Annotated in this window: 24 protein-coding genes and 1 tRNA gene; 10 read left to right on the top strand and 15 right to left on the bottom strand. The window is 37.2% G+C overall.

Annotated elements, in window-relative coordinates; genetic code table 11:
* Positions 1–165 precede the first annotated feature (165 nt).
* The 3 genes from rpoN to AC0L3Q_RS03590 all read left to right on the top strand — a co-directional run bounded on the left by rpoN (position 166) and on the right by AC0L3Q_RS03590 (position 2225).
* Positions 166–1623, top strand: a complete 1458-nt coding sequence (gene rpoN, locus AC0L3Q_RS03600) for an RNA polymerase factor sigma-54 (RefSeq protein ID WP_473285207.1) — start codon at positions 166–168, stop codon at positions 1621–1623.
* A gap of 45 nt (positions 1624–1668) precedes the next feature.
* Positions 1669–1947 (top strand): hypothetical protein, encoded by a 279-nt coding sequence (locus AC0L3Q_RS03595; protein ID WP_473285205.1) that lies wholly within the window; start codon positions 1669–1671, stop codon positions 1945–1947.
* 65 nt (positions 1948–2012) lie between these two features.
* Entirely contained in the window at positions 2013–2225 is a 213-nt protein-coding gene (locus AC0L3Q_RS03590) for a hypothetical protein (RefSeq protein WP_473285203.1), read from the top strand.
* Here AC0L3Q_RS03590 and AC0L3Q_RS03585 read toward each other — a convergent pair.
* From AC0L3Q_RS03585 to AC0L3Q_RS03520, 14 genes are all read right to left on the bottom strand, one after another.
* The gene (locus AC0L3Q_RS03585) at positions 2220–2885 is read right to left on the bottom strand and encodes a porin family protein (RefSeq protein ID WP_473285201.1); all 666 of its coding nucleotides are present in this window, start codon (positions 2883–2885) and stop codon (positions 2220–2222) included. The two genes, AC0L3Q_RS03590 and AC0L3Q_RS03585, sit on opposite strands and share 6 nt — an antisense overlap.
* A 179-nt stretch (positions 2886–3064) precedes the next feature.
* Entirely contained in the window at positions 3065–3544 is a 480-nt protein-coding gene (locus AC0L3Q_RS03580) for an ExbD/TolR family protein (RefSeq protein WP_473285199.1), read from the bottom strand.
* Between the two features lie 24 nt (positions 3545–3568).
* Positions 3569–4180 carry an ExbD/TolR family protein gene (locus AC0L3Q_RS03575; RefSeq protein ID WP_473285197.1) on the bottom strand — a complete coding sequence of 204 codons (612 nt, stop codon included), beginning with the start codon at positions 4178–4180 and terminating at the stop codon, positions 3569–3571.
* 306 nt (positions 4181–4486) lie between these two features.
* Positions 4487–4969 carry an ExbD/TolR family protein gene (locus AC0L3Q_RS03570; protein ID WP_473285195.1) on the bottom strand — a complete coding sequence of 161 codons (483 nt, stop codon included), beginning with the start codon at positions 4967–4969 and terminating at the stop codon, positions 4487–4489.
* 23 nt (positions 4970–4992) lie between these two features.
* Positions 4993–5601: an ExbD/TolR family protein gene (locus tag AC0L3Q_RS03565; RefSeq protein WP_073315701.1), complete on the bottom strand. Its 609-nt coding sequence runs from the start codon at positions 5599–5601 to the stop codon at positions 4993–4995.
* Positions 5602–5606: 5 nt separating this feature from the next.
* Positions 5607–6080, bottom strand: coding sequence for a hypothetical protein (locus AC0L3Q_RS03560; protein ID WP_473285192.1), 474 nt, complete (start codon positions 6078–6080; stop codon positions 5607–5609).
* 122 nt (positions 6081–6202) lie between these two features.
* Complete coding sequence (locus tag AC0L3Q_RS03555) at positions 6203–7003, bottom strand: MotA/TolQ/ExbB proton channel family protein (protein ID WP_073315703.1); 801 nt, start codon at positions 7001–7003, stop codon at positions 6203–6205.
* An 82-nt stretch (positions 7004–7085) separates the two neighbouring features.
* Positions 7086–7173, bottom strand: a tRNA-Ser gene (locus AC0L3Q_RS03550).
* Positions 7174–7236: 63 nt separating this feature from the next.
* Positions 7237–8271 (bottom strand): asparaginase, encoded by a 1035-nt coding sequence (locus tag AC0L3Q_RS03545; RefSeq protein WP_473285189.1) that lies wholly within the window; start codon positions 8269–8271, stop codon positions 7237–7239.
* 33 nt (positions 8272–8304) lie between these two features.
* Positions 8305–9093: a TatD family hydrolase gene (locus AC0L3Q_RS03540; RefSeq protein ID WP_473285187.1), complete on the bottom strand. Its 789-nt coding sequence runs from the start codon at positions 9091–9093 to the stop codon at positions 8305–8307.
* A 69-nt stretch (positions 9094–9162) separates the two neighbouring features.
* Positions 9163–9450: a hypothetical protein gene (locus AC0L3Q_RS03535; RefSeq protein WP_473285184.1), complete on the bottom strand. Its 288-nt coding sequence runs from the start codon at positions 9448–9450 to the stop codon at positions 9163–9165.
* 130 nt (positions 9451–9580) lie between these two features.
* On the bottom strand, positions 9581–10321 hold the full coding sequence (locus AC0L3Q_RS03530) for a tetratricopeptide repeat protein (RefSeq protein WP_473285182.1): 741 nt from the start codon (positions 10319–10321) through the stop codon (positions 9581–9583).
* A complete protein-coding gene (locus tag AC0L3Q_RS03525) occupies positions 10318–10635 on the bottom strand; it encodes a hypothetical protein (RefSeq protein WP_473285179.1) in 318 nt (105 codons plus the stop codon). Before AC0L3Q_RS03525 ends, AC0L3Q_RS03530 begins: the two co-directional genes overlap by 4 nt.
* Positions 10632–10904: an RNA polymerase sigma factor gene (locus AC0L3Q_RS03520; protein ID WP_473285177.1), complete on the bottom strand. Its 273-nt coding sequence runs from the start codon at positions 10902–10904 to the stop codon at positions 10632–10634. The genes AC0L3Q_RS03525 and AC0L3Q_RS03520 overlap by 4 nt, the downstream gene beginning before the upstream one ends.
* A gap of 105 nt (positions 10905–11009) precedes the next feature.
* Between AC0L3Q_RS03520 and AC0L3Q_RS03515 the strand changes: the two genes are divergently transcribed.
* The 5 genes from AC0L3Q_RS03515 to AC0L3Q_RS03495 all read left to right on the top strand — a co-directional run bounded on the left by AC0L3Q_RS03515 (position 11010) and on the right by AC0L3Q_RS03495 (position 18566).
* The gene (locus tag AC0L3Q_RS03515) at positions 11010–12047 is read left to right on the top strand and encodes a hypothetical protein (RefSeq protein WP_473285174.1); all 1038 of its coding nucleotides are present in this window, start codon (positions 11010–11012) and stop codon (positions 12045–12047) included.
* A 191-nt stretch (positions 12048–12238) separates the two neighbouring features.
* Positions 12239–13459 (top strand): serine hydrolase domain-containing protein, encoded by a 1221-nt coding sequence (locus AC0L3Q_RS03510; RefSeq protein ID WP_473285172.1) that lies wholly within the window; start codon positions 12239–12241, stop codon positions 13457–13459.
* A 98-nt stretch (positions 13460–13557) separates the two neighbouring features.
* Entirely contained in the window at positions 13558–15543 is a 1986-nt protein-coding gene (locus AC0L3Q_RS03505) for a PKD domain-containing protein (RefSeq protein WP_473285169.1), read from the top strand.
* 204 nt (positions 15544–15747) lie between these two features.
* The gene (locus tag AC0L3Q_RS03500) at positions 15748–18132 is read left to right on the top strand and encodes a CHAT domain-containing protein (protein WP_473285167.1); all 2385 of its coding nucleotides are present in this window, start codon (positions 15748–15750) and stop codon (positions 18130–18132) included.
* Positions 18129–18566: a retropepsin-like aspartic protease family protein gene (locus tag AC0L3Q_RS03495; protein ID WP_473285164.1), complete on the top strand. Its 438-nt coding sequence runs from the start codon at positions 18129–18131 to the stop codon at positions 18564–18566. Before AC0L3Q_RS03500 ends, AC0L3Q_RS03495 begins: the two co-directional genes overlap by 4 nt.
* Positions 18567–18576: 10 nt before the next feature.
* Here AC0L3Q_RS03495 and AC0L3Q_RS03490 read toward each other — a convergent pair whose 3' ends face one another.
* Positions 18577–19830: an ABC transporter permease gene (locus AC0L3Q_RS03490; protein ID WP_473285162.1), complete on the bottom strand. Its 1254-nt coding sequence runs from the start codon at positions 19828–19830 to the stop codon at positions 18577–18579.
* 150 nt (positions 19831–19980) lie between these two features.
* On the opposite strand from AC0L3Q_RS03490, the gene purH reads away from it, so the two are divergent.
* Positions 19981–21513, top strand: a complete 1533-nt coding sequence (gene purH / locus AC0L3Q_RS03485) for a bifunctional phosphoribosylaminoimidazolecarboxamide formyltransferase/IMP cyclohydrolase (RefSeq protein ID WP_473285160.1) — start codon at positions 19981–19983, stop codon at positions 21511–21513.
* 43 nt (positions 21514–21556) lie between these two features.
* Entirely contained in the window at positions 21557–22585 is a 1029-nt protein-coding gene (locus AC0L3Q_RS03480; RefSeq protein ID WP_073315716.1) for a rod shape-determining protein, read from the top strand.
* The last annotated feature ends 100 nt before the right edge of the window (positions 22586–22685 follow it).

Raw genomic sequence — 22685 nt, 5'->3', positions numbered from 1 at the left:
AATCGTTTTTGGCCCGTTTATTGATCAAGGCAAAGAAAGAAAATCTTAATTATAGGTATATAATTAAGATTTTTTGGCATTTTTTAAATAAACTAACCATCTTATACTTCCATAAAAACAGTGTTTTTTGTTTATTTTTGTGAGTAGAAGAACATTGATCATTTTATGCTAAAACAACAATTAAACTTTAAGCTTTCTCAAAAACTTTCGCCTCAACAAATTCAGTTGATGAAGTTGATTCAGCTTCCTACTCAAGCCTTTGAACAACGCCTGAAACAAGAGATGGAAGAGAATCCCGCTTTGGATAGTGGAAAAGAAAAATCGGATGAATATGAGGATACGTTTAGCAATGAAAATGATGCAGATGACTTTGGAAATGACAAAATCGAGACCGAAATTAATGTAGATGAATACCTGAGTGATGATGAGATCCCAAGTTATCGATTAAGTTCTAACAATTACAGCTCTGACGATGAAGAAAAAAGTGTTCCTTATGCTTCGGGAACTACGTTTCATCAACACCTGGTTAATCAATTAAACACCTATCGACTAGATGAAGAAGAACGTCAGATCGCCGAATTTTTGGTAGGTAGCGTTGATGAGAGCGGATATATCCGCAGATCGATTTCTGATATTCTAGATGATTTAGCTTTTACCCAAAATGTATATACCAGCGAAGAAAAAATAGAAAAGGTTCTTGATGTGGTTCATCAACTAGATCCTGCAGGAGTAGGTGCTCGTAATTTACAAGAATGTTTATGGCTGCAATTGGATAGAAAAGAAACCACTATACCTATTAAATTAGCTTCGCAAATACTTAAAAAAGCCTTCGATCATTTCAGTAAAAAACATTACGATAAACTCATCGCAAAGTTTGATGTTACCGAAGAGCAATTAAAAGAAGCCATCGAAGAGATAGAACATCTTAATCCAAAACCAGGTGGCGCCTATGCAGGCAATAATCGGATTATTGAGCATGTTGTACCTGATTTTACCATTAGAATCATTGATGGAGAGTTAGAACTCACCCTTAATGGACGAAATGCTCCTGAATTACACGTATCCAGAGAATACAATAATATGCTTCAAGGATACAAAGCAAGTAAGGAAAAGTCAAAGTCTCAGAAAGATGCAGTACTCTTTATCAAACAAAAATTAGATGCAGCAAAATGGTTTATCGAGGCGGTTAAACAGAGACAACAAACACTTTTTATTACTATGAGTGCAATAATGCACTATCAAAAAAGTTATTTCCTTAGTGGAGACGAACGAAATCTAAAGCCTATGATCTTAAAAGATATAGCTGATGAGATCGGAATGGACGTCAGCACAGTATCTCGAGTAGCAAATAGCAAATATGTGGATACTCCTTACGGAACTAAATTAATTAAGGAGTTCTTCTCTGAATCTATGACCAACGATCAAGGTGAAGAAGTTTCTACACGAGAGATTAAGAAAATTTTGGAAATAACTATTGGCGATGAGGACAAGAAAAAGCCGTTAACCGATGAGAAACTGGCCCAAATCCTTAAAGAAAAAGGATATCCTATCGCTAGGAGAACCGTTGCTAAATACAGGGAGCAATTAGAGATTCCTGTGGCAAGGTTAAGAAAGAAGATTTAATGAATTTTTTTAAGAATTGCTTCTTACATACTACACCCATTACTGATGCCCCTTATAGGTGCACTTATTTATTTTGCAGCAGCTCCAAGATTTATTCCAGAAGAAATTATACAGACCAAAATTTTTGGATTAACAGTACTTACAATTCTTATTCCGATTGTTTTATTCTTCTTTTTAAAAAGTCTAGGCACTATCAGCTCTATTCATCTGGAGAATGTAAAACAACGAAAAATACCTCTACTATTACAATCCATTTTGCTCATTGTAGTGCTCAAAATGGTTATTGATGTATACCGATACCCTGAGTTATACTTTTTTTCTTAGGCATACTATTATCCACCCTAAGTGCAATTTTTATGGCTCTTTTTAATATAAAGGCAAGTCTGCACATGATCGGGATCAGTGGAATTACTATGTTTACCATTGCACTAAGCATTCATTTTGAAATGAATCTCACCCTTCTTATTGCTGGTTTAATGATTGCCAATGGCCTTGTTGCAAGTTCTAGATTGCACCATAAAGCACACACAGGCTTAGAACTTGTTTTGGGCTTGTTAATGGGAGTAATCCCCCAGCTTACCTTAATTAATTTCTGGTTATAAAATATAAAACATCAATCCTACCCTAGCAGTATTGATATTTACTTTTTCCCCATCGATTTGAGCGCTGTCCTCAAAGAGAGGATTAAGGCTATAATAGAAATGAAAGTTAAAGGTATTCCACCCAAAGGTAAATGTAGCTCCTATTCTCCAAGGGTTTACCTCCTCAATATTAGTAAGTTTTACTTCTCGTGTTCCATTATCGAATCTGGATCCGAAATAATACATATATCCTACTCTTAGTCCTGTATAAATTCTATAAAACTTATGGCTTTCAGGAACAGAGGTTCTCCATCTGAATTCGATGGGTGCTTCAAACAAGTGAGTAGCAAATCTATTGGTATTAAAATCAATCCCTTTCAAACTGCTAAAAACGGATGCTCCGGTAGCTTCATCTTCATCAATCAGCAAATTGTGATTAAAGACATTCAAAGAATATCCCAAGCCTACTCCAAAAGCCACATTACGCCTTTTATTAATCGGCATGTCCCGTATAAACCCAAGCTGAAGCCCTCCAGAAAAACCAGATTGACTAACATCAGTGGGACGATTAAGGATTAAATTATAGGTAAACCCAACATAAAACTGATCTTCACGATAAAGGGAATCCACAACTATTGCCTCCTCAGCCTCTGTATCCAGTTCTGGAACTGTTTGACACACTAACGGATTGATAAAAAAACAACAACTAATAAATAACAGTAGTCTCTTCATATAGAACACTAAAATAAATCTATTTCTATTAGAAACGGCATAAACATAACAAAAAACTAAAAAGGTTTACATAAGGCCTCATCAAACGATAAGGCCTTACACAAACCCATAACTACCAAAAAACGTCTTTATTGACTATTATTAGACACATCTCCATTTCGAGTGGTATAATTAATCTTTAAGGCATTAACAGCTCTTAATTCCTTTTTAATATCACCTACTAACCCCATTTTGGTGTCTTTGTCAACCTTGAGAGCAGTAATCAAAAAAGGAATCTCTGCATCACGCTTCCCTGCACGTTCGGATAATATAAATGATTTAATATCCTCCAAATTCGCAAACTTGTCATTTAACTGAATTCTTGCTTCAGACCCAACATTAAGATATCTAGAACTAGGTTTTCCTGCATATATAGACATTACCAGATTTTTGTTTTCTAGTCGCTCAACTTGATCCGCATACGGTAACCGATTTTCTATCATCAATGTATCCTCTCGCATCACAGTGGCTACCATAAAGAAAAATAGCAGCATAAATACAATGTCCGGCAATGATGCCGTAGAAATTTCAGGTAATTTTGGATTCTTCTTATTTTTAAACGTATTCATTGTTACTTGAGTTTTGAGTGATTACTAATGTCTTGGTTCAGCTTCAGATAACTTTTCTGGATATAAAGATTGAATATTTCGAATCCTCTCCTTTAGCTCTTCTCTGTTCCCCGCATAATTTGGGTCTTTCAAACTTTCTTCCATAGCCAAAAAAGAAACTCCATACAACTTGGTTGACACCCTATTACGCAACTCATTGTAAGCTGCCATGAGTTCATTCTGTACGGTGATATAGGTTTGATAATTAGTCTCTCTGCTATTTACCAAGGACACAATTGCTTTCTGAGGGTTTTCTGAAGACAAAGGATCTTTACTTCCCTGACAATAATCACAGCTATGATCGGTCAAACCAGCGCCATTATCCAAAAAAGCAATAGCTGCTGATTTAAGCTGATCAATCTTCATCAACTCCCCCTCTACCAAAAGTTCATTCTGCTGATTGATCTCAACCCCGAATAAATTCCGCTCTTTGATATCCGCTGTTACAGGTTCATCTAGTAAAGGAGGTAGTTTCCGATTGACCCCCTTATCCGTGTCGATAGTCGTCGAAACCAAAAAAAGATGAGTAATAAAAATGCAATATCCGCCATAGATCCTGCATTTACCATTGGTGCGGTTCTGTTTACCATAATACATATATTTAATTAATAATTACTTACAACAGTAACAGACCATGATCCGATAAGACATGAATGATATAGAAGAAATGAAGAAGTGTTTCTACGCACTACAACCTTTTACCAGATATTCAATATCTATTTTTTGGAAGGTTAGATATTGGTTAGTGATTACATATTTAGATCATAGTAATACAAATTATGGCACAATTCTCATGCCATTTTTAGGCAACAAACTCAAGAATGGAAATAATAGCGCATAAAAAAATCCCGTCTAATTGACGGGATTTTTTATATGTATAAGATTATCTTCTTTTATATCACTTTACTGAAGGTTATCCATTGCACTTCCAGTTCTTGTGGTATAATTGATTTTCAACGCTTGTACGTCTCTTAATTCCTTTTTGATATCTCCTACAAGACCCATATTGGTCGCACCATCAACTTTTAAAGCTGTGGTAAGGAAAGGAACTAATTCTTCTCTTTTGGATGCTCTTTCAGCCAAAATAAATGCTTTGATATCGCTTACATCTGCAAACTTATCGTTAAGCTGAATTCTAGCCGTGCTACCAGCGCTAGCTTGATACCTAGAACTCGGCTTCCCTGCGTAGATATACATTACCAAATCTTTCTTATCCAATTTCTCAATTTGATCCGCAACAGGTAATCTATTCTCGATCATCAATGTATTTTGACGCATTACGGTCGCAACCATAAAGAAAAATAATAACATAAATACAATATCAGGTAACGAGGCCGTTGATATAGCCGGTAAGTCACCACTCTTTTTCTTCTTAAACTTAGACATAAGAATTCTTTTTTTGTTATTACTTATTTCTTTGGTTCTGCCTCAGAAAGTTTTTCTGGGAACAAGAACTGTATTTTCTTGATATCTTCCTTTAGAGATTCCTTATTACCTGTGTAATTTACGTCTTTGAGCTCTTTTTCCATCTGCACGAATGTTTTTCCAAACAAACGCTGTGCTTCACGATTACGTAACGTAGTGTATGCTGCTACCAATTCATTTTGTACAGCAATATACGTTTCATAATTTGTTTCCCTGTTATTACGCAGAGAGATTACCGCTTTTGTTGGGTTATCCGACGAAGATGGATCTTTCGACCCTTGACAGTAATTACAGGCATCTTCTCCTGCTCCACCACCATTATCCAAAAATTTAATGGCAGCTTCACGAAGGTCCTTCAACTCCATTGGAGTTTCCTCTACAAGAAGGTCATTATTTTTGTTTAATTCAACCACAAAAATATTTTTTTCCTTCAAGATTGGAGGTGGTACTTCTTCGTCCTGTGGAGGAGGAAGCTTACGGCTAATACCACTATCGGTTTCGATAGTCGTTGTAACCAGGAAGAATATAAGAAGTAAGAAAGCAATATCTGCCATAGATCCTGCATTTACTTCTGGTGCTGCTCTTCTTGCCATACTATTTATTTACCTATTAATTTTTTAATACCAGAGAAAAACATTAATCCTACTGCCACTGCAGCCAGAACATAAAATGCATATAATCCAGTTCCTACCCATTTAGATCCACTAGCAGAAAGTACGTCACCGTCTTTAAGTGGGGTCTCTACTCCTTTTGCCATAGCAAAACCGATACCCACTACTACAAGAAAGGCTACAACACCTATTGCTGTATTCTTAAGACCTGAAGGGTTCTTTAGTAATGTTGAAATTACAGCGAATAATGTCGCCACGATAGTTACAATGAAGATAATCAAAGTAAGGCTATACAATGGACTTACTGAAGACTCGGCAACATCTAATGGAAGTTCTCTTGCTTCAGAAACACCATTCTGATCCATCAAATCACTGATTGAGCTACTCATAACATACCAAAGGATCGCTCCTAAGATACCCACTCCTAGCACAACATATGATAATATTTTAGAAAGTTTCATGTGTCTATATTTTATTTGGAATGCAATTGCACTCTGATTAACTAATGAATGTCATTTTTGAAATCGTCTTCAAAAAGACTTTACTAGCAGGGAAAACCCCTACTTTACCGTATGCTTAGTAATTACTTTTTGTTCTTGTAAGCTACTAACATATCGATTAAAGTAATCGATGCATCTTCCATATCGTTAACGATTCTATCGATTTTTGCTACGATGTAGTTGTAGAAAATCTGAAGGATAATCGCTACGATAAGACCAAATACTGTAGTCAAAAGTGCTACTTTAATACCACCCGCTACAAGAGAAGGTTGCATGTCTCCAGCCGCTTCAATTTTATCGAATGCCTGAATCATACCAATTACCGTACCCATGAACCCAAGCATCGGAGCAAGAGCGATAAATAAAGATATCCAAGATACGTTCTTCTCTAATTGTCCCATTTGAACACCACCGTAAGCTACAACAGCTTTCTCAGCAGCGTCTATGCTTTCATCAGCTCTATCAAGCCCTTGATAATAGATAGAAGCAACAGGTCCTTTAGTGTTTCTACACTCTTCCTTAGCTGCTTCAACACCACCACTATTTAAAGCGTCTTCGACTCTTTGTTGTAATTTCTTAGTGTTAGTTGTAGAAAGATTTAAAAAGATAATTCTTTCGATTGCAATCGCAAGACCTAGGATCAAACATAAAAGTACGATACCCATAAATTCAGGTCCACCCTCTATAAAACGTTTTTTAAGGTTTTGGTGAAATGTTAACTCTTCAGTAGTAGCAGAAGCATCTTCTTGTACTGTTGTCGATGTTATAGGAGCAATTAATAATTGCACATTAGTCGTTAATAACTGGGCAGGTGCAGTTGACGCCTGTAAATTTCCAAAAGCCATTACTGCTGTGATTGCCAGAATAGAAAATAATCTTTTCATTGCGCTGATTCTTAATTTTAATTAGTTAAAGGGTTAAAGATATAAAAATATTATAAAAACTGTCAAATATTTAAATATATTGCAGAGAGGAAGGGATTCGAACCCTCGATACGCTTTTGACGTATACACACTTTCCAGGCGTGCGCCTTCGACCACTCGGCCACCTCTCTTCATTTCCCAAAAATGGGATGGGCAAATAACAAAAAAAATGTTAACCAATAAAATTTGAGGCGTTAATTTTCTGACATTTCGCCACGTAGCGAGGTTTCATAGATGGTTTTAAGGACTTTAAGTGGTAAATTTTCGCCCAACAAATACATCAATTTGGCCACCGCTGCCTCGGTTGTAATGTCTTTTCCCGAGATTACGCCTACTTTTTTTAAGGCAACACTGGTATCGTATTTCCCCATTTCGACGCTTCCTCCTACGCATTGAGTCACATTAATAATAGGTATTCCCTTTTTGATCGTTTGTGATAGCATTTGGATAAACCACTCTTTGGTAGTTGTATTTCCAGAACCGTAGGTTTCCAACACAATGCCTTTTATACTAGGTAATTCAAAAATTCCCTTCAGTATGGCTTCGTTAATCCCCGGAAACATTTTAATCACCACAACATTATTATCAAAATGTGTGTGATATACCATTTTCTTTCTTCGATTTACAGCTCTCAAAAAAGGCGTATGTACTTTAAGATGTACTCCCGACTCTACCAAAGCCGGATAATTTAGGGATTGAAAAGCCTCAAAATGCTCGGCATTGAGTTTTGTGGTCCTATTCGCTCTAAGCAGTTTGTATTCAAAATACAATCCTACTTCGGTAATTACAGGTCTACCTTTTTCTTGTAATGCCGCTATCTGAACCGCGGTAATCAAATTCTCCTTGGCATCGGTTCGCAAATCTCCAATAGGTAATTGGGACCCTGTAAAAATAATAGGCTTTGCCAGGTTTTCGAACATAAAACTCACTGCAGAAGCTGTATATGACATGGTATCGCTCCCATGAAGCACTACAAAACCATCGTACTTATAGTAGTGATCATTAATAATATCCCCAAGCTCTTTCCAACGCTCTACATTCATATCGGAAGAATCAATGGGCTCATCAAAACTTATGGTATCGATATTACAATCCAATTGTTTCAACTCTGGAATATTTGACAATAGTTTATTGAAATCAAATGCCACCAAGGCACCAGTTTCAAAATTTTTGATCATACCAATAGTACCACCGGTATAGATAAGAAGTATGTTTGATTTACTGCTCATAACACAAATGAACAAAATTTAATGCATTATAAATTATATCCCGAAGACATCTTTAGAGTTTTGGGTAGTAATAGCCGCAATCTCGTCTACAGGTTTTTGATAAATATCTACCAACTTATCCAGTACATTGGTAATATAAGAACTTTCGTTTCGCTTTCCTCTATAAGGAGTCGGCGCCAAATAAGGTGCGTCGGTCTCGAGCACAATATGCTCCAAAGGTATTTGATCTAAGAATTTATCGATTTTCCCATTCTTGAAGGTAACTACTCCTCCAATACCTAATTTCATATTATATCCTATAGCTCTATGCGCATCCTCTATGGTACCCGTAAAACAATGAAAGATCCCATATAGCTCCTCCCCTTTTTCCAGCTCCAGAACTTCAAAAACCTCTTCAAAAGATTCTCTACAATGAATTACAATCGGCATTTTATACTTTTTTGCCAATTGAATTTGATATCTAAATGCTTCTTGTTGTTGTTTGAGAAAACTTTTATCCCAATACAAATCGATGCCTATTTCTCCCACCGCATAAAATCTCTTTTCCGCATTAGGAGCAGTTCGTTTTGCCAACTCTAGCTCAACATGTTTTAATTCTTCTTCATAATTTTCTTTCACATGAGTAGGATGTAACCCCATCATCAAGAATACATTTTCGGGATATTGAGCTTCGATATCGTACATGGATGTAGTGTAGGTAGAATCTATAGCAGGTACAAAAAACCGTGTGATTCCTTTTTCTATAGCGCGCTGCATCATCTCCTTTTGATCTTCTTCAAAAGATTCGCTATATATATGTGCATGGGTGTCTGTAATTATCATGCGGCAAAAGTAAATAAATTCACTTTTGGTCGCTATATGTAATACCAATATAATTGGCGTAACATCAATTTAAGAAATACTGATGATTCTTTCTAAAGGAAGTACCATGGATTTTTTGAGAATAACGTACTTTGAGGTAACTCCCCATATGGTAGTCTCTACTTCTTTTGTCCCCTCATTGTCTGCAAAACGAATCTTGACCTTTACATGCTCTAAATTACCTAATCGAAGTGCCCTAAGTAATTTTTGACATCTGTCTTTCACCTCTTTCTTTTTATCTAAAACTTCTTCTTTGGGAAAATTTAAAAATGCGATTTGCTCTTTTTCGATGTGTTGTATTTGATCTAAAGTCTTCATATGCCCTTTCTTTTTAATGATATATTCATCAATTTAGTGGAGACAAAAGCATATACATTACATTATTTTAGATTTTTTAATACAATCTATAAATAAATTAACAGCATAAAGAAGCATACCGTTCCCTATTCTAATCCAACTTTTTCAATAGTTTCTGCGCTTGTTGATAGTCCTCCGCATCTTCCGGAATTTTCTTTAGTAATGCTGCGCATGATTCATACTTCTCTTGTTTTAATTGATTGAGTGCCTCAAACCATAATGCTCGATAGCGGTACACCGAGTTTCCTTTGTATAAACTTTCAAAAACAGTAGTAGCGTTTGCATATTTGTTCTGTTCTAGTAATGCAATTCCATAATAAAACTGATATTGGGTATTATCAGGATCTTCTACTAATAGTGAAGAAAAGTAGTTTTCAGCCGCTTTATAGTCTCCAGCATTGAATGCTTTTTCTACATTTTTGGCATCCTCACTTGAGGTTGAACGTTCACCCATAGATAGTTCGGGGATAGTTGCAAAATCATCATAGGTTGGATTCCCCTGATTAAAAAAGTAGACTCCAAAAACCAAGGCCACACTAGCCGCAACGGCATAGGCCCACCTAGGCATTTGTATTACTTTTGATTTCTTTGATGTAGTGGTTGTATTGAAATAAGAGTCCCCGATTTGCTTAAGGTTATCTTTAAGTTCTTGTTGTTGTTTTTCAGTGGTAAAATTACTATCCAAATGGGACCATAATTCCTGATACACTTTCAATTCTTGATTCGCCGATTCATCTTCGGTCAATATTTGATCCAAAGTCGCCTTATCCTCTACAGAAAGGCCCTGACTGCAGTACTTCTCGAACAACTCGTATTTTTCTTCTGGGGTCATAACAAATTCTTTAAATGATTAAACCTCGGAGCACTTTGAACCAGTTGTGTTAATTGACCAATACACAAAGATTTCTTTTTTCGAACATATCCATAGGACTGTCCTAATTTTTGCGCTACTTCTTCTAAAGATTTTATGGTAAAAGTAGTTTTTAGCAATTCTTTGCACGCTTTTCCTAATTGGTCAAACATTTCTTCAAACAGTTCGTGTTTTGCTGCGTACAATTCGGTTTCTTCAGCAAAACGAGCACTCTCATCATCAATAGATACAACACCTTCATTAATTGTTACCTCTTTGTTCGAAGATTTATTCAATTCATTGATCCATTTGCGCTTACACAGTAAAAAGAAATAGGCATCAAACGGACAGGTAAGTTGCAATTTTTTTCGGTGGCTTGTTTGTAAATCGTAATCAGCGTTTCCTGAATAATATCCTGAGCCCGAGACTCGTCGCCACTGTTTTTCTTTATGTAGCCTACCACCTTGGGTGCAAATCGTTCATAAATCTCGGCCAATACCTTACTATCATTTTGTAAAAGCGCCTCGATATATTTTTGATCAGCATGTGGTTTAGAATTCCCCATAGACAATTAGTTAGCGCTTCTAATTTAAAAAAAGTTTCAAGATAATGGGTAACAAAACTTTAAAGCTATTGATATGAGGTCGTAAACAATAAAACTTTAAAAATTATGAAAGCAATGAATACGACAATGGTATCCTCAAAAAACAATAGAGGAACCAAAAAAGTAATTCCGTTTTTACTACCACTTCTACTTACATCACTTTTGTTTTTGAGCTGCAAAAATGATGACAACGAAATTTTGATTCAGGAAATCTTGGATGGAGAAGAGTTAGTACAATCCATAAAGGATCAACGCGAACAAGCAAAACAAACCACAGTTTTGAATGCCGACACCGGTGGAGAAGTATATGGTGCCGAAGGGACCATTCTTTACTTTGCCCCCAATAGCTTTTTGGATCAAAACGGAGATCCAGTTACTGGTAGCGTATCGGTAGAGTTGATTGAAATCTATAACAAAGCTAAAATGCTGCTCACCAAAATGCCCACCAACGGAAAACGACCCAACGGCGATGTAGAAACCTTGGTTTCAGGAGGAGAGTTTTATATAAATGCCACCCAGGATGGATCACCGTTAGAACTTGCCAATGGATTTCAACTATTTGCTCCAACGGATCAGGTTGACAACGAAATGGTGCTTTTTAGCGCTCAGGAAAATGATTGTGATGACACCGACTTAGATTGTGATGTGGTTTGGGAAGAAGACGACCAAGGAGACCTGGAAATCGTTCAACGAGAAGGACCTAATGGGATGGGCGTAACCTTTTACCTGGGTATTGCCGATCATTTTGGATGGACCAATATTGATCGTTGGTTTAGTGATCCCAGACCAAAAACGGTACTTAGTGTAGATCCACCAGAAGGATATAACAACACCAATTCTAATGTATACATCTCTTATGACGGAGAACCCGGTACCTTAGCGCTACTAGATATTTACGATCCAGATACTGGTCTATTTTCTGAGCATTATGGATTGATCCCAATAGGATTGGAGATCCATATCATTTTTGTATCTGTTCAAGACGGTCAGTATGTGTACGCAATCCAATCTGCTACCGTAGAAGAAGATCATGTAGAGGTGATTGGGACTACTTCGACAGCAACAGAAGCCGAATTGGTAGCCATCATCAATGCGCTTCCTTAACACATAAAAAATTACTGGAATATGCTTACAGGTTAACGGGGGCTTACGGCATATTCGAGTTAGTATTCCGGGGGTCTAGCTCCCGGAATTTCTATATCCAGACAGAAATTTTGAAAAAAATTCCAAAAAAAGGGTAACAAAAAATCAAAGCACTTGATCTGAAGGTGTAAAACAAAAAAATAAAGAAAGACATGATAACGAATCACACAACACTTGCATTACCAAAAAATAGTAGGAATGTAAAACAAATATGTTTTAGCTTATTACTTTCAGCCTTTTCTCTTTTCTTTTTCGGAAGTTGTGAAACTGATGACGGAATTACAGATATACAAACAAACAGTCCTGTATTTGACATCGACTTATTTGAGCAAAACCTTATCGATTATGTCGAAGCTGGTGGCAATACACCAGTAGGATGGGCATATACAATTAGCGCAAACGGAAACCTATCCAAATCCAATGCCTACGGCCAGGCAAGAACAGCTGCAGACGGAGCTCTTGATTTTTCTTTGAACAAGGAAATTAACATAGCCAGTGTTTCCAAATTCTACACCGCTATCGGCGCGATGCAATTACTAGAAGCCAACAACCTAACCATAGAAGACAATATTGAAGATTGGTTACCTGAATCATGGGCAAAAGGATCTGGGGTAAGTGAACTGACTTTCAAAGACCTATTAAAACATGAATCTGGACTACAAAGCACCAATAATAACTTTGATACTACCTTAGGTTACGAAGGACTTAAAGATTGTATCGAAACCGGAGTAGTCAACTCTAAATCTCGTAATTATCTGAATGTGAATTTTGCATTATTTAGAGTGTTAATCCCTTCGCTTTGGAGTGCCGTAAGCAACAATGCGATCGATATTGAAAACGATGCCAACACTCAATTTATGTATCTTTTATACATGCAGGAAAATATCTTCGATAGACTTTCATTGCCTCTAGTAGGTTGTACGCCAGAAAACAGAGAAATATCGACACTATATTATAACGTAAATGATCCAGACACAAACAACAATGGTCAGTACTACGGTGGCTGGAACAACAAATCCGGAGGAGGAGGATACTTTATGAGTCCGCTAGAAATGGCAAAAGTGAATGCGTTCTTCGAACATACTGAAACACTAGTATCCAAAGACCAAAGAGATCTTATGAAACTGCATCGATTGGGTATGGATGTTGAGGATGCTAACGACGAGATCCACGGAAGCTATTATGGGAAAGCTGGTTCAATTGGAACCAGCAGTGATCCATCCGTATCACAAGGAGTACGCACACAAATAGTGATGTTCCCTGCAAATGGGATCGACTGTGTGATTGTAATGAACACACAAGGAGTCACCTTGCAAAGTACTACGAGTTTGCGCCAAATGATCTACAACGCCTATAATGATGCATGGCAGTAAACTGCAATAAATTCTATTGCTAAAATTCCGGGAAGTCATCTTCCCGGAATTTAAACATTTAACTTTTTACTATCTTTAGTAACGTCAAACAAAAAAACATGAGGGGGTTTTTATTTTCAATTATTTATATGGGGATATTGTGTTTCCCAATGTTGAGCACATCTCAGATCAATACCAACGACACCATTCCTAGAATCGCTCCAATTTCTTATGATATAGATGGCAACCAGGTAACATTTGGAGCCGAAATGCCCCCACTCAATCAAATTGCAGGAGCGCCGAAGGCATTTTATACCTACTACTGGGAGTTTGGGGATGGCAACTACAGCTTTGAAAAAAATCCTACTCATACCTATCCTAAATCCGGGAGCTATCAAGCTAAACTTTGGGCAACAAACAATTATGACAATGGGAAACCACCCGCTAGCCGACCCAAATCTGTTGCGATAAGCAATACTCTTGATGAAGCGTCATTAGATTCGAATTCCACATTTAAAGAAGAAGAGGACTTGCTTATCAAACGAAATCGAGAGCCCATCCCTAATCAGGAAATGGTGATCATCACCAGCTACAAAAACACCAACAACTACGTTTCTAGCGGGAAATTGTATTTGTTCTACAATGATTACAAATTCAAGAATGATAATTTCACCATTGAAGACACAAGGATGCATCATGGAGAACAAATCATCCCTTTGAATGCCATTACAGAAACCTTGCCCGAAAATGATGATCAAACCCTGTTAGCATCATCTTCTCATTCTATTTTGCAAAACAAAACGCTTTTTGTACAAGACACTACTAAACGCAGAAATCTACCATTAACCTTGGAAGAGTCTAAAGCTTTGTATAGAGACTACCAGGTCATTGCTTTTAACGATATGCAACCTGGTGAAGAACGTAATATCTTCAGAACACTCAGGACTACCCCCGAAATGATTAAAGACACCAGCGCTATTGTGACGCTACGTAGTGTCTATGTTCCCGATGACAGCTACGACAATCATACGGTAAAGGACACAGAGATGGAAATCGTTACCTCGCATGATCCTAACAAGATGTCCTCCAATGGATGGTTGATGAACTATCGACTGGTACGGTTTAAACGTCTCAAGTTCAAAGTTCGTTTTCAAAATAATGGCGAAGGACCTGCCAACACCATCAGACTAGAATCGGATACTCCAGAAATGTTTGACAAATCCACCTTACGGATCGATGGCATGTATCCAGAATGCCCAATATGCCCAAAAGATCGGGAAGTAAATTACAGCTGCTTGGATACTATATTAAAAAAGGATAAGATCATTTTTCAGTTCAATAGGATTTATCTCCCGGGTAGCCAACAAAAGAATGTTGCCGAAATTGATTCTACCAAAGGTTTTGTAAAATACTCGATGAAATTTGGGAAGGATTTTCACAAGAAAAAAACCAAAAGTAAAACTGCCATCTATTTTGACAAAAATGAACCCATAATTACCAATTATGCAACCACAAGATTTATCCCGGGCATTTCTATTGGTGCCAAGGCAGGATATATTTTTGTTCCCGACTTAGACAACCAACGTGAATATTTTGTGGGGGCCACCTTATCCCCTTTCAAATCCTATAGAGCTTATTATCAGACGGAGCTGTTTTTCTCCACTTCAACTCATGACGAAGTACGAAATTTTGAAACCAGAACGGTCAATGCCGATGGGTCTACTTCACTTATTCAATTTTCTGAATTGAATCAATTCAACAACATCACCGTATATGCAGTGCCGGGATCCATTCGGTATAATTTCAATAACTTTTTTGCCATGGGTGCTGGGGTACAGTTGAAATTAGACATGAATAGTATTAATGATCAGGAAACTACTGGGGAAGCTTTTACATTAGTAAATGGCATTCCTACACCCAATCCGGACCTCAACTCCTTTACTGCAGAAGAAATTACAGACAGTTTCTTAAATGCACAAGCTGGAGTATTTGTAGGCATGAATCTGGGTACAGTACGAATTGGACCTAGTCTTGGAGTACGATATGTGTATAATTTTGACGCTCCCAACTCACAAATTCAAGTATATGGGATTTGGAAATTTTAGAGTATTCCTTTGCTTTATTGCAATGCTTAGCATTGGCTATTGTAATATCCATGCACAATCCCAAGAAAGCACTGCTACTTTTTTATACAAACAGTTGGATTACTTTTTGCAAAACCCTACCTCATCTGGCTCTTTACGACTTAGCAAACTCATCTACCCAAAAAAGAAAAACTGATCACCAAAGAAGATCAACTGGCATGGGTGGTGGTGCATTGCAATTTGGGATATTACCAACAACAATTTGGGAGTCTAACTTCAGCCATATTGTACTACGAAAAAGCCTGGAGCACCTATTATGAATATCAATTATCAGATTATGACATTATCGAAAATTGCTTACAGCCTTTGGGTAATTTATACCTTAAAATAGGCGACCTTCCTAAAGCAGAAAACACCATAAAAAGCTATTTGTATTTGGCAGAGCAATCTCAAAATCAACCTAAAATTATTGCTGCCATTACCAATCTCTCGATTGCCTATCACAATCAAGGCCAGTATGCAAAGGCCATTGCAGTTTTAAATCAGGGCCTCTCTGTAGCTCCAAAAAACCTGAATATCTTAAACAACATTGCTACCAATCATTTGGATGCTGACAATTATATGGAAGCCAAGACTCTGGCAAAGCAGATCCTAGCTATAGATCCCAAGCAGATCAATGCCTATCAGATTCTGGCTGCCATTGCTTTACAAGAAGGAGAACTACAAGCGGGGCAACGCTTTATGGAGCAGGCTAGATTTCAATTACTAAACAATGATAGCGCCACTCCACGATCTCTGGCCAAATTACAATTGGGGTATATTGATCTATTATTATCTGCCTCAAAATTTGAGGAAGCACAAAAGAGTATTGTTTCGCTCTACTCTTTGATACTCCCACAACACAAAGATGATAAACAACTACCTCAAGAAGACCATTTAATCATGGACCCGATTCTTTTAAAAATATTAGACCTGCATGCCCATCTTTATATACAACTCCAAAACCCTGAAGGAGCTTTAAAAGCATATGAACTTGCTTTTGAAGTCAACAAGAAGCTGAATAACCTATATCCTTTACAAGACACCAAAATCATACAGCACAGTCAAAACAGAAATCGAACCGAACTTTACATTGACCTTCTTTTTGAACTGTATCAATCTACCAAAGATCAACGATATCTCGAAAAAGCCTTTCAAGCTGCAGAACACTCAAAAGCTCCATTGGTAAGCGAAGCCTTACTTTCTAAAAAGGTACTCTCCCAATATCAAAATGATGCGTTAGTACAACAAAAAGAGCAAATCACTTCGGCATTAGCATCTTTGGAGGTTTTGATCGTGCAAGAGAAGCTAAAACAGGATACGGCCAATATATCCAACATTCAAAAATGGACAGTAGCCTATGATGCAAAATCACTAGAGCTTAAAACCGTAACACAAGCCCTTCAAAACAAATATCCAAAACTCCTTCAGCTTCAACAACCCATTTCGATAAATGATTTACAAAAAAAGTTGCAGCAAGATCAAACGGTAATGATCGCTTACTTTTATGGTCAACAAAACATCTATCAATTTGAAATTGGTTTTGATTCCTTTCTGGTCAGAAAAATAAAAAACAATGCTTCCTTTCAGGAAAGCATTAAAAATTATATTGGATATTATAATGATTCGGCTGCTATATTGAATCAGGTAACGGATTTTACCAAGGATGCCGCACAACTCTTTACCTTGTTACAGGTTCCCAAGAATGCCAATCGACTTCTTGTAGTAGCAGATGGATTGCTAAACTTTATTCCTTTTGAAACCTTACTCACGGAAAGCTCAACCGCGATTAGTTTTCAGAACATGCCCTTTTTATTGCATACTACAGAAGTGCACTATGAGATTTCGGCAGGCAAGTACGTACATTCCACCTCCAAAAATGATGCAGATCACACCCTACTGGGAGTCTTTCCCGTTTTTGAGGATACACCATTAGCCCTACCTTATTCTTTGACAGAAAGCAAATACATTCAAGACTATTTTGAAGGTACTTATATCCAAAACGAACAGGCCACGTATCAAAATTTTATCCAAACCGCCAACAATCATAGTATTATACATCTATCCACACATGCAGAGGCTGGCAGTTTCTCGAGACCGGCATCTATAAAATTTATAGACAAAGATATTTTGGTGAATCAATTATACGGCACAAGCCTAAGTGCGGATTTGATTGTGCTCAGTGCTTGTGAAACTGGAATCGGGAAACTCGCTAAAGGAGAAGGGCCGATTAGTATAGGGAGAGGGTTTCAATATGCCGGGGTTGAAAATGTTCTTTTTTCTCTTTGGAGAGTGAATGACAAAACCACCTCCAAACTGATGCAGCTTTTTTACAAACATCTACATACCTCTCATTCTAAATCCAATGCTTTATATCAATCAAAACGAGAGTACCTGGCTGCAGAAGATATTTCTAACGCCGAAAAATCCCCTTATTTTTGGGCAGCATTTGTATACTATGGAGAAATTGATCAACCCAATACCTTTTCTTATTATTGGTATGTTGTTGGTTTTGTGTTATTGCTGTTAATTGTGCTACTTTTGCGAAAGTTTGTTCAAAATAAAACATGAGTACATTACGACAATTTCTGAAACAAAAAGAGTATCACAGGATCAAAATGACTACTACCAAAACCATGCATTTTGAGGTCACCGCAATTTTGAATGGTATCGAAGGTACTTTTATTGTAGATACTGGAGCTTCTAACTCTTGCGTTGGTTTTGAGGCAGTACATAAGTTCAACCTTTTTGCCGAGGATAGTGATGTAAAAGCGGCAGGTGCTGGTGCTACGGATATGACCACACAACTCTCCAAAAAGAACAGCATACAATTAGGAAGCTGGCATAAAAAAAGAATATCACTGGTGCTATTTGATCTTACTCATGTCAATTCTGCTTTAGTAGCACATGATGCTGCTCCCGTAGATGGCATTATTGGCGCAGATATCCTAAAACGCGGCAAAGCGATTATCGATTATGAGAGAAAGTGTTTGTATTTGAAGTAGTATCCAAAATCTACATCCCCGTTCGTATCGCCTCTACTGGATCTAATCTAGAAGCCGATATTGCCGGTAGAATCCCAGAAACCAATCCTATAAAAGAGGAGACTATAGTACCGATCAGGATATTCCAAGGAGATAAGATAAACTCAAAGTCGCCTGTAAATTGAGAAGCTAATAGCGATATCAACCAAACCAAAAGTAAACCAATCAATCCACCGATCAAAGACAAGATCACGGCTTCGAACAAAAATTGAAATAAGATAAATTTATTTTTGGCTCCCAAAGACTTTTGAATCCCAATCAAATTGGTTCGCTCTTTTACACTTACAAACATAATATTAGCAATACCAAATCCACCAACCAGTAGCGAGAATCCACTAATGATCAGACCGATAAAACTCATCTGACTTGTAATATTATCTATAAAATCAGTAAAGCCTTGTAGTTGATTTACAAAAAAGTTATCAATCTCATCCGGTTTCATCCCACGATAGGCTCTTAGCTTTTGAGTCAACACTGCTACAAATTCGGGCACATCGATCCCTGATTCAGGTTTGATGATAATAGCAGGAAAAGCGGCTTTATTATTATCTCCATAAATTTTCCTCACCAAATTTACAGGAAGAAATACTGCCGTATCTTTCGAATTTCCGAAAAGCCCCATCCCTTCTTTCTTCAGCACACCAATCACCGTAAACTTACGCCCGTATAACCGAATCTTTTTCCCGATCGGTTCAAAAGACCCAAATAAACTGTTGGCAATTTCATCTCCCAAAACAATCACCGGTGCTCCGGCTACAGATTCTTGTTCGTTATAAAATCTACCTTTTTCAATTTGTAAGGCTTCAATTTCGTAATAATCATTGGTTACCGGTGCAATTTCTACATTGCTCACACTCTTATCCTGATACTTAACGGTTTCGGGAGCTACATTCAAAATAAAACTGGCCGCCTTCAGGTTTGGCATCGATCTATTGATATACTGATACTCTTCGAAAGTAACATCAGGAAATTGCTCTCTTTTCCATTGAGGGATATCTGTAGGTCCAAAAGAAAATCGCATCAGATAAATAGTGCTATTATCCAATGAGCTAATACTCCCTTTGATTTCTTGTTTCAGAGAATCTACTGCAGCTAGCACCCCGATAATAGAAAAAATTCCAATCGTAACCCCAAGTAACGACAAAAATGTTCGTAACTTATTATTAATCAGTGCATTTACCGCAAAATAAAAACTCTCTTTAAGTACTCTTAGATAGATTAGCATGCTCCGTTTTTTGAACCCATTTTACAATAATCTAAAGATAGGACGTTTTCCTTTAATTTTTGTTACAACTTAACGCAAACAATTACACATAATCGTTGTCTAATTGATTGGTAAATTGCTACTTTTGCGTTTTACTAACTAAATTTTCTCATGAACAACACAAAGACTGCGAAATCAGCACTAATTTCTGTATTTAGCAAAGAAGGATTAGCTCCAATCGTAAAAAAGTTAGACGAGCTAGATGTTACTATTTATTCTACCGGAGGTACTGAAAAATTTATACGAGATTTAGGTATTAATGTAATCCCGGTTGAAGATATCACTTCGTATCCTTCTATTCTTGGAGGAAGAGTAAAAACATTACACCCAAAAGTATTTGGTGGTATTTTGAATCGTCAGAATAATGATAGTGATGTTGCAGAAATCGAACAATACGAAATCCCACAAATCGATATCGTAATCGTTGATTTGTATCCTTTTGAAAAAACAGTAGCTTCTGGAGCCACCGAGCAAGAAATCATCGAAAAGATTGATATTGGTGGAATCTCACTAATACGAGCTGCAGCCAAAAACTTTGCTGATGTTACTTGTGTAGCTTCTGTAGAAGATTATGACGAATTTTTTGATATTCTTTCTGAAGGAAACGGAAGCATTACCCTAGCAGACAGAAAACGTTTTGCTGCAAAAGCTTTTAATGTTTCTTCACATTACGATACGGCTATTTTTAATTATTTCAATAGTGACCTTGAAGTACCTGCACTTAAAGTTAGCGAAACCAAAGGACAAGTGCTACGCTACGGAGAGAATCCACATCAAAAAGGGTTCTTCTTCGGAGATTTTGATGCGATGTTCAACAAATTACACGGAAAAGAGCTTTCATACAACAACCTTTTGGATGTTGATGCAGCAGTAAATCTGATGAGTGAGTTTAAAGGTGAAGCTCCAACTTTTGCCATCTTAAAACACAACAATGCTTGTGGTTTGGCACAAAGAGATACTGTGCTTCAATCGTATGTAGATGCATTGGCAGGAGATCCTGTTTCGGCTTTTGGAGGAATCTTGATTAGTAATTCTGAAATCGATGTGGCTACCGCCGAAGAAATTCATAAATTGTTCTGTGAAGTAGTAATTGCACCTTCTTTTACCACCGAAGCACTTGAAATACTAAAAGGAAAGAAAAACAGAATTATTCTGGTTCAAAAAGACATTGACCTACCTGAAACTCAAGTAAGATCATGTCTTAATGGAGCATTGGTACAGGATAAAGATTTGAAGACAGATGCTTTAGAAGATCTAAAAACAGTAACCAAAGTTGCACCTACCGACGCACAGATAGAAGACCTGCTATTTGCTTCAAAAATTTGTAAGCATACCAAGTCAAATACGATTGTGTTTGCCAAAAACAAGCAATTATTTGCCAGTGGTACGGGACAAACTTCGAGAGTGGATGCTCTTAAGCAATCTGTAGAAAAAGCAAATGCTTTCAATTTTGATTTGAACGGAGCTGTTATGGCCAGTGATGCATTTTTTCCATTTCCAGATTGTGTAGAACTAGCAGACAAAGCTGGAATAAAAGCAGTTATCCAACCAGGTGGTTCGATCAAAGATCAATTGAGTATTGATTATTGTGACAATAACGGAATTGCAATGGTTATGACCGGAACACGTCATTTTAAACATTAATTTTATTACATTTACGAAATTTTAACCCCTTTTTTGAATTTTTATGGGATTTTTTGACTTCTTTACCGAAGAGATCGCTATAGACTTAGGTACCGCCAACACCTTAGTTATTCACAATGACAAAGTAGTAGTAGACAGCCCTTCCATAGTGGCCAGAGATATTATGTCTGGTAAAATTATCGCCGCCGGAAAGGAAGCTGCCATGATGCAGGGAAAAACCCATGAGAATATAAAAACCATCAGACCGCTGAAGGATGGTGTTATTGCTGATTTTGATGCTAGTGAGAAAATGATAAGCATGTTTATCAAAGACATTCCAGCATTAAAGAAGAAAATTTTTGCTCCAGCTTTGCGCATGGTTATCTGTATCCCTTCGGGAATTACCGAAGTAGAGATGCGTGCGGTAAAAGAAAGTGCGGAGCGCGTAAATGGAAAAGAAGTATATCTAATCCATGAACCAATGGCTGCGGCCATTGGTATTGGTGTAGATATCATGCAGCCAAAAGGAAATATGATTGTAGATATAGGTGGTGGTACTACCGAAATTGCAGTCATTGCTCTGGGTGGTATTGTTTGTGACAAATCTGTAAAAATTGCAGGAGACGTTTTCACCAACGATATTATTTATTATATGCGCACACAACATAACCTTTATGTTGGAGAGCGTACTGCAGAAAAAATTAAAATTCAAATAGGAGCAGCTACCGAGGATCTGGAATTACCACCAGAGGACATGAATGTTCAAGGTCGTGACCTTCTTACCGGAAAACCAAAACAGGTACAAATCTCATTTCGTGAAATGGCAAAAGCACTTGATAAGTCTATTTTACGTATTGAAGATGCTGTTATGGAAACTTTATCCCAAACTCCTCCAGAACTTGCCGCAGATATCTACAATACCGGAATCTACCTTGCAGGCGGAGGATCTATGCTTAGAGGTTTAGACAAAAGATTATCGCAAAAAACTGATTTACCCGTTTATATAGCCGAAGACCCACTACGTGCTGTAGTAAGAGGAACAGGGATTACACTCAAAAATCTGAACAGATATAAAAGTGTATTGATTAAGTAGTGTTATAAAAAACACTTTTGGAATATACCTAAATCTCAGAATTTACGTTATCCTGCTTTATATTTACTATGTAAGTGGATTGGTTACATATATAAATGAA

This window comes from Aquimarina sp. KJ22-3, assembly GCF_055808215.1.
The sequence above is the reverse complement of the archived record's forward strand: the minus strand, read 5'-3'. Positions and strand labels throughout refer to the sequence as shown.

What these genes read in the sequence shown, in the direction of transcription:
- rpoN (WP_473285207.1), top strand. Translation starts at nt 166, where the DNA reads ATGCTAAAACAACAATTAAACTTTAAGCTTTCTCAAAAACTTTCGCCT.
- AC0L3Q_RS03595 (WP_473285205.1), top strand. Translation starts at nt 1,669, where the DNA reads ATGCCCCTTATAGGTGCACTTATTTATTTTGCAGCAGCTCCAAGATTT.
- AC0L3Q_RS03590 (WP_473285203.1), top strand. Translation starts at nt 2,013, where the DNA reads ATGATCGGGATCAGTGGAATTACTATGTTTACCATTGCACTAAGCATT.
- AC0L3Q_RS03580 (WP_473285199.1), bottom strand. Translation starts at nt 3,544, where the DNA reads ATGAATACGTTTAAAAATAAGAAGAATCCAAAATTACCTGAAATTTCT.
- AC0L3Q_RS03575 (WP_473285197.1), bottom strand. Translation starts at nt 4,180, where the DNA reads ATGTATTATGGTAAACAGAACCGCACCAATGGTAAATGCAGGATCTAT.
- AC0L3Q_RS03570 (WP_473285195.1), bottom strand. Translation starts at nt 4,969, where the DNA reads ATGTCTAAGTTTAAGAAGAAAAAGAGTGGTGACTTACCGGCTATATCA.
- AC0L3Q_RS03565 (WP_073315701.1), bottom strand. Translation starts at nt 5,601, where the DNA reads ATGGCAAGAAGAGCAGCACCAGAAGTAAATGCAGGATCTATGGCAGAT.
- AC0L3Q_RS03560 (WP_473285192.1), bottom strand. Translation starts at nt 6,080, where the DNA reads ATGAAACTTTCTAAAATATTATCATATGTTGTGCTAGGAGTGGGTATC.
- AC0L3Q_RS03555 (WP_073315703.1), bottom strand. Translation starts at nt 7,003, where the DNA reads ATGAAAAGATTATTTTCTATTCTGGCAATCACAGCAGTAATGGCTTTT.
- AC0L3Q_RS03545 (WP_473285189.1), bottom strand. Translation starts at nt 8,271, where the DNA reads ATGAGCAGTAAATCAAACATACTTCTTATCTATACCGGTGGTACTATT.
- AC0L3Q_RS03540 (WP_473285187.1), bottom strand. Translation starts at nt 9,093, where the DNA reads ATGATAATTACAGACACCCATGCACATATATATAGCGAATCTTTTGAA.
- AC0L3Q_RS03535 (WP_473285184.1), bottom strand. Translation starts at nt 9,450, where the DNA reads ATGAAGACTTTAGATCAAATACAACACATCGAAAAAGAGCAAATCGCA.
- AC0L3Q_RS03530 (WP_473285182.1), bottom strand. Translation starts at nt 10,321, where the DNA reads ATGACCCCAGAAGAAAAATACGAGTTGTTCGAGAAGTACTGCAGTCAG.
- AC0L3Q_RS03520 (WP_473285177.1), bottom strand. Translation starts at nt 10,904, where the DNA reads ATGGGGAATTCTAAACCACATGCTGATCAAAAATATATCGAGGCGCTT.
- AC0L3Q_RS03515 (WP_473285174.1), top strand. Translation starts at nt 11,010, where the DNA reads ATGAAAGCAATGAATACGACAATGGTATCCTCAAAAAACAATAGAGGA.
- AC0L3Q_RS03510 (WP_473285172.1), top strand. Translation starts at nt 12,239, where the DNA reads ATGATAACGAATCACACAACACTTGCATTACCAAAAAATAGTAGGAAT.
- AC0L3Q_RS03505 (WP_473285169.1), top strand. Translation starts at nt 13,558, where the DNA reads ATGAGGGGGTTTTTATTTTCAATTATTTATATGGGGATATTGTGTTTC.
- AC0L3Q_RS03495 (WP_473285164.1), top strand. Translation starts at nt 18,129, where the DNA reads ATGAGTACATTACGACAATTTCTGAAACAAAAAGAGTATCACAGGATC.
- AC0L3Q_RS03490 (WP_473285162.1), bottom strand. Translation starts at nt 19,830, where the DNA reads ATGCTAATCTATCTAAGAGTACTTAAAGAGAGTTTTTATTTTGCGGTA.
- purH (WP_473285160.1), top strand. Translation starts at nt 19,981, where the DNA reads ATGAACAACACAAAGACTGCGAAATCAGCACTAATTTCTGTATTTAGC.
- AC0L3Q_RS03480 (WP_073315716.1), top strand. Translation starts at nt 21,557, where the DNA reads ATGGGATTTTTTGACTTCTTTACCGAAGAGATCGCTATAGACTTAGGT.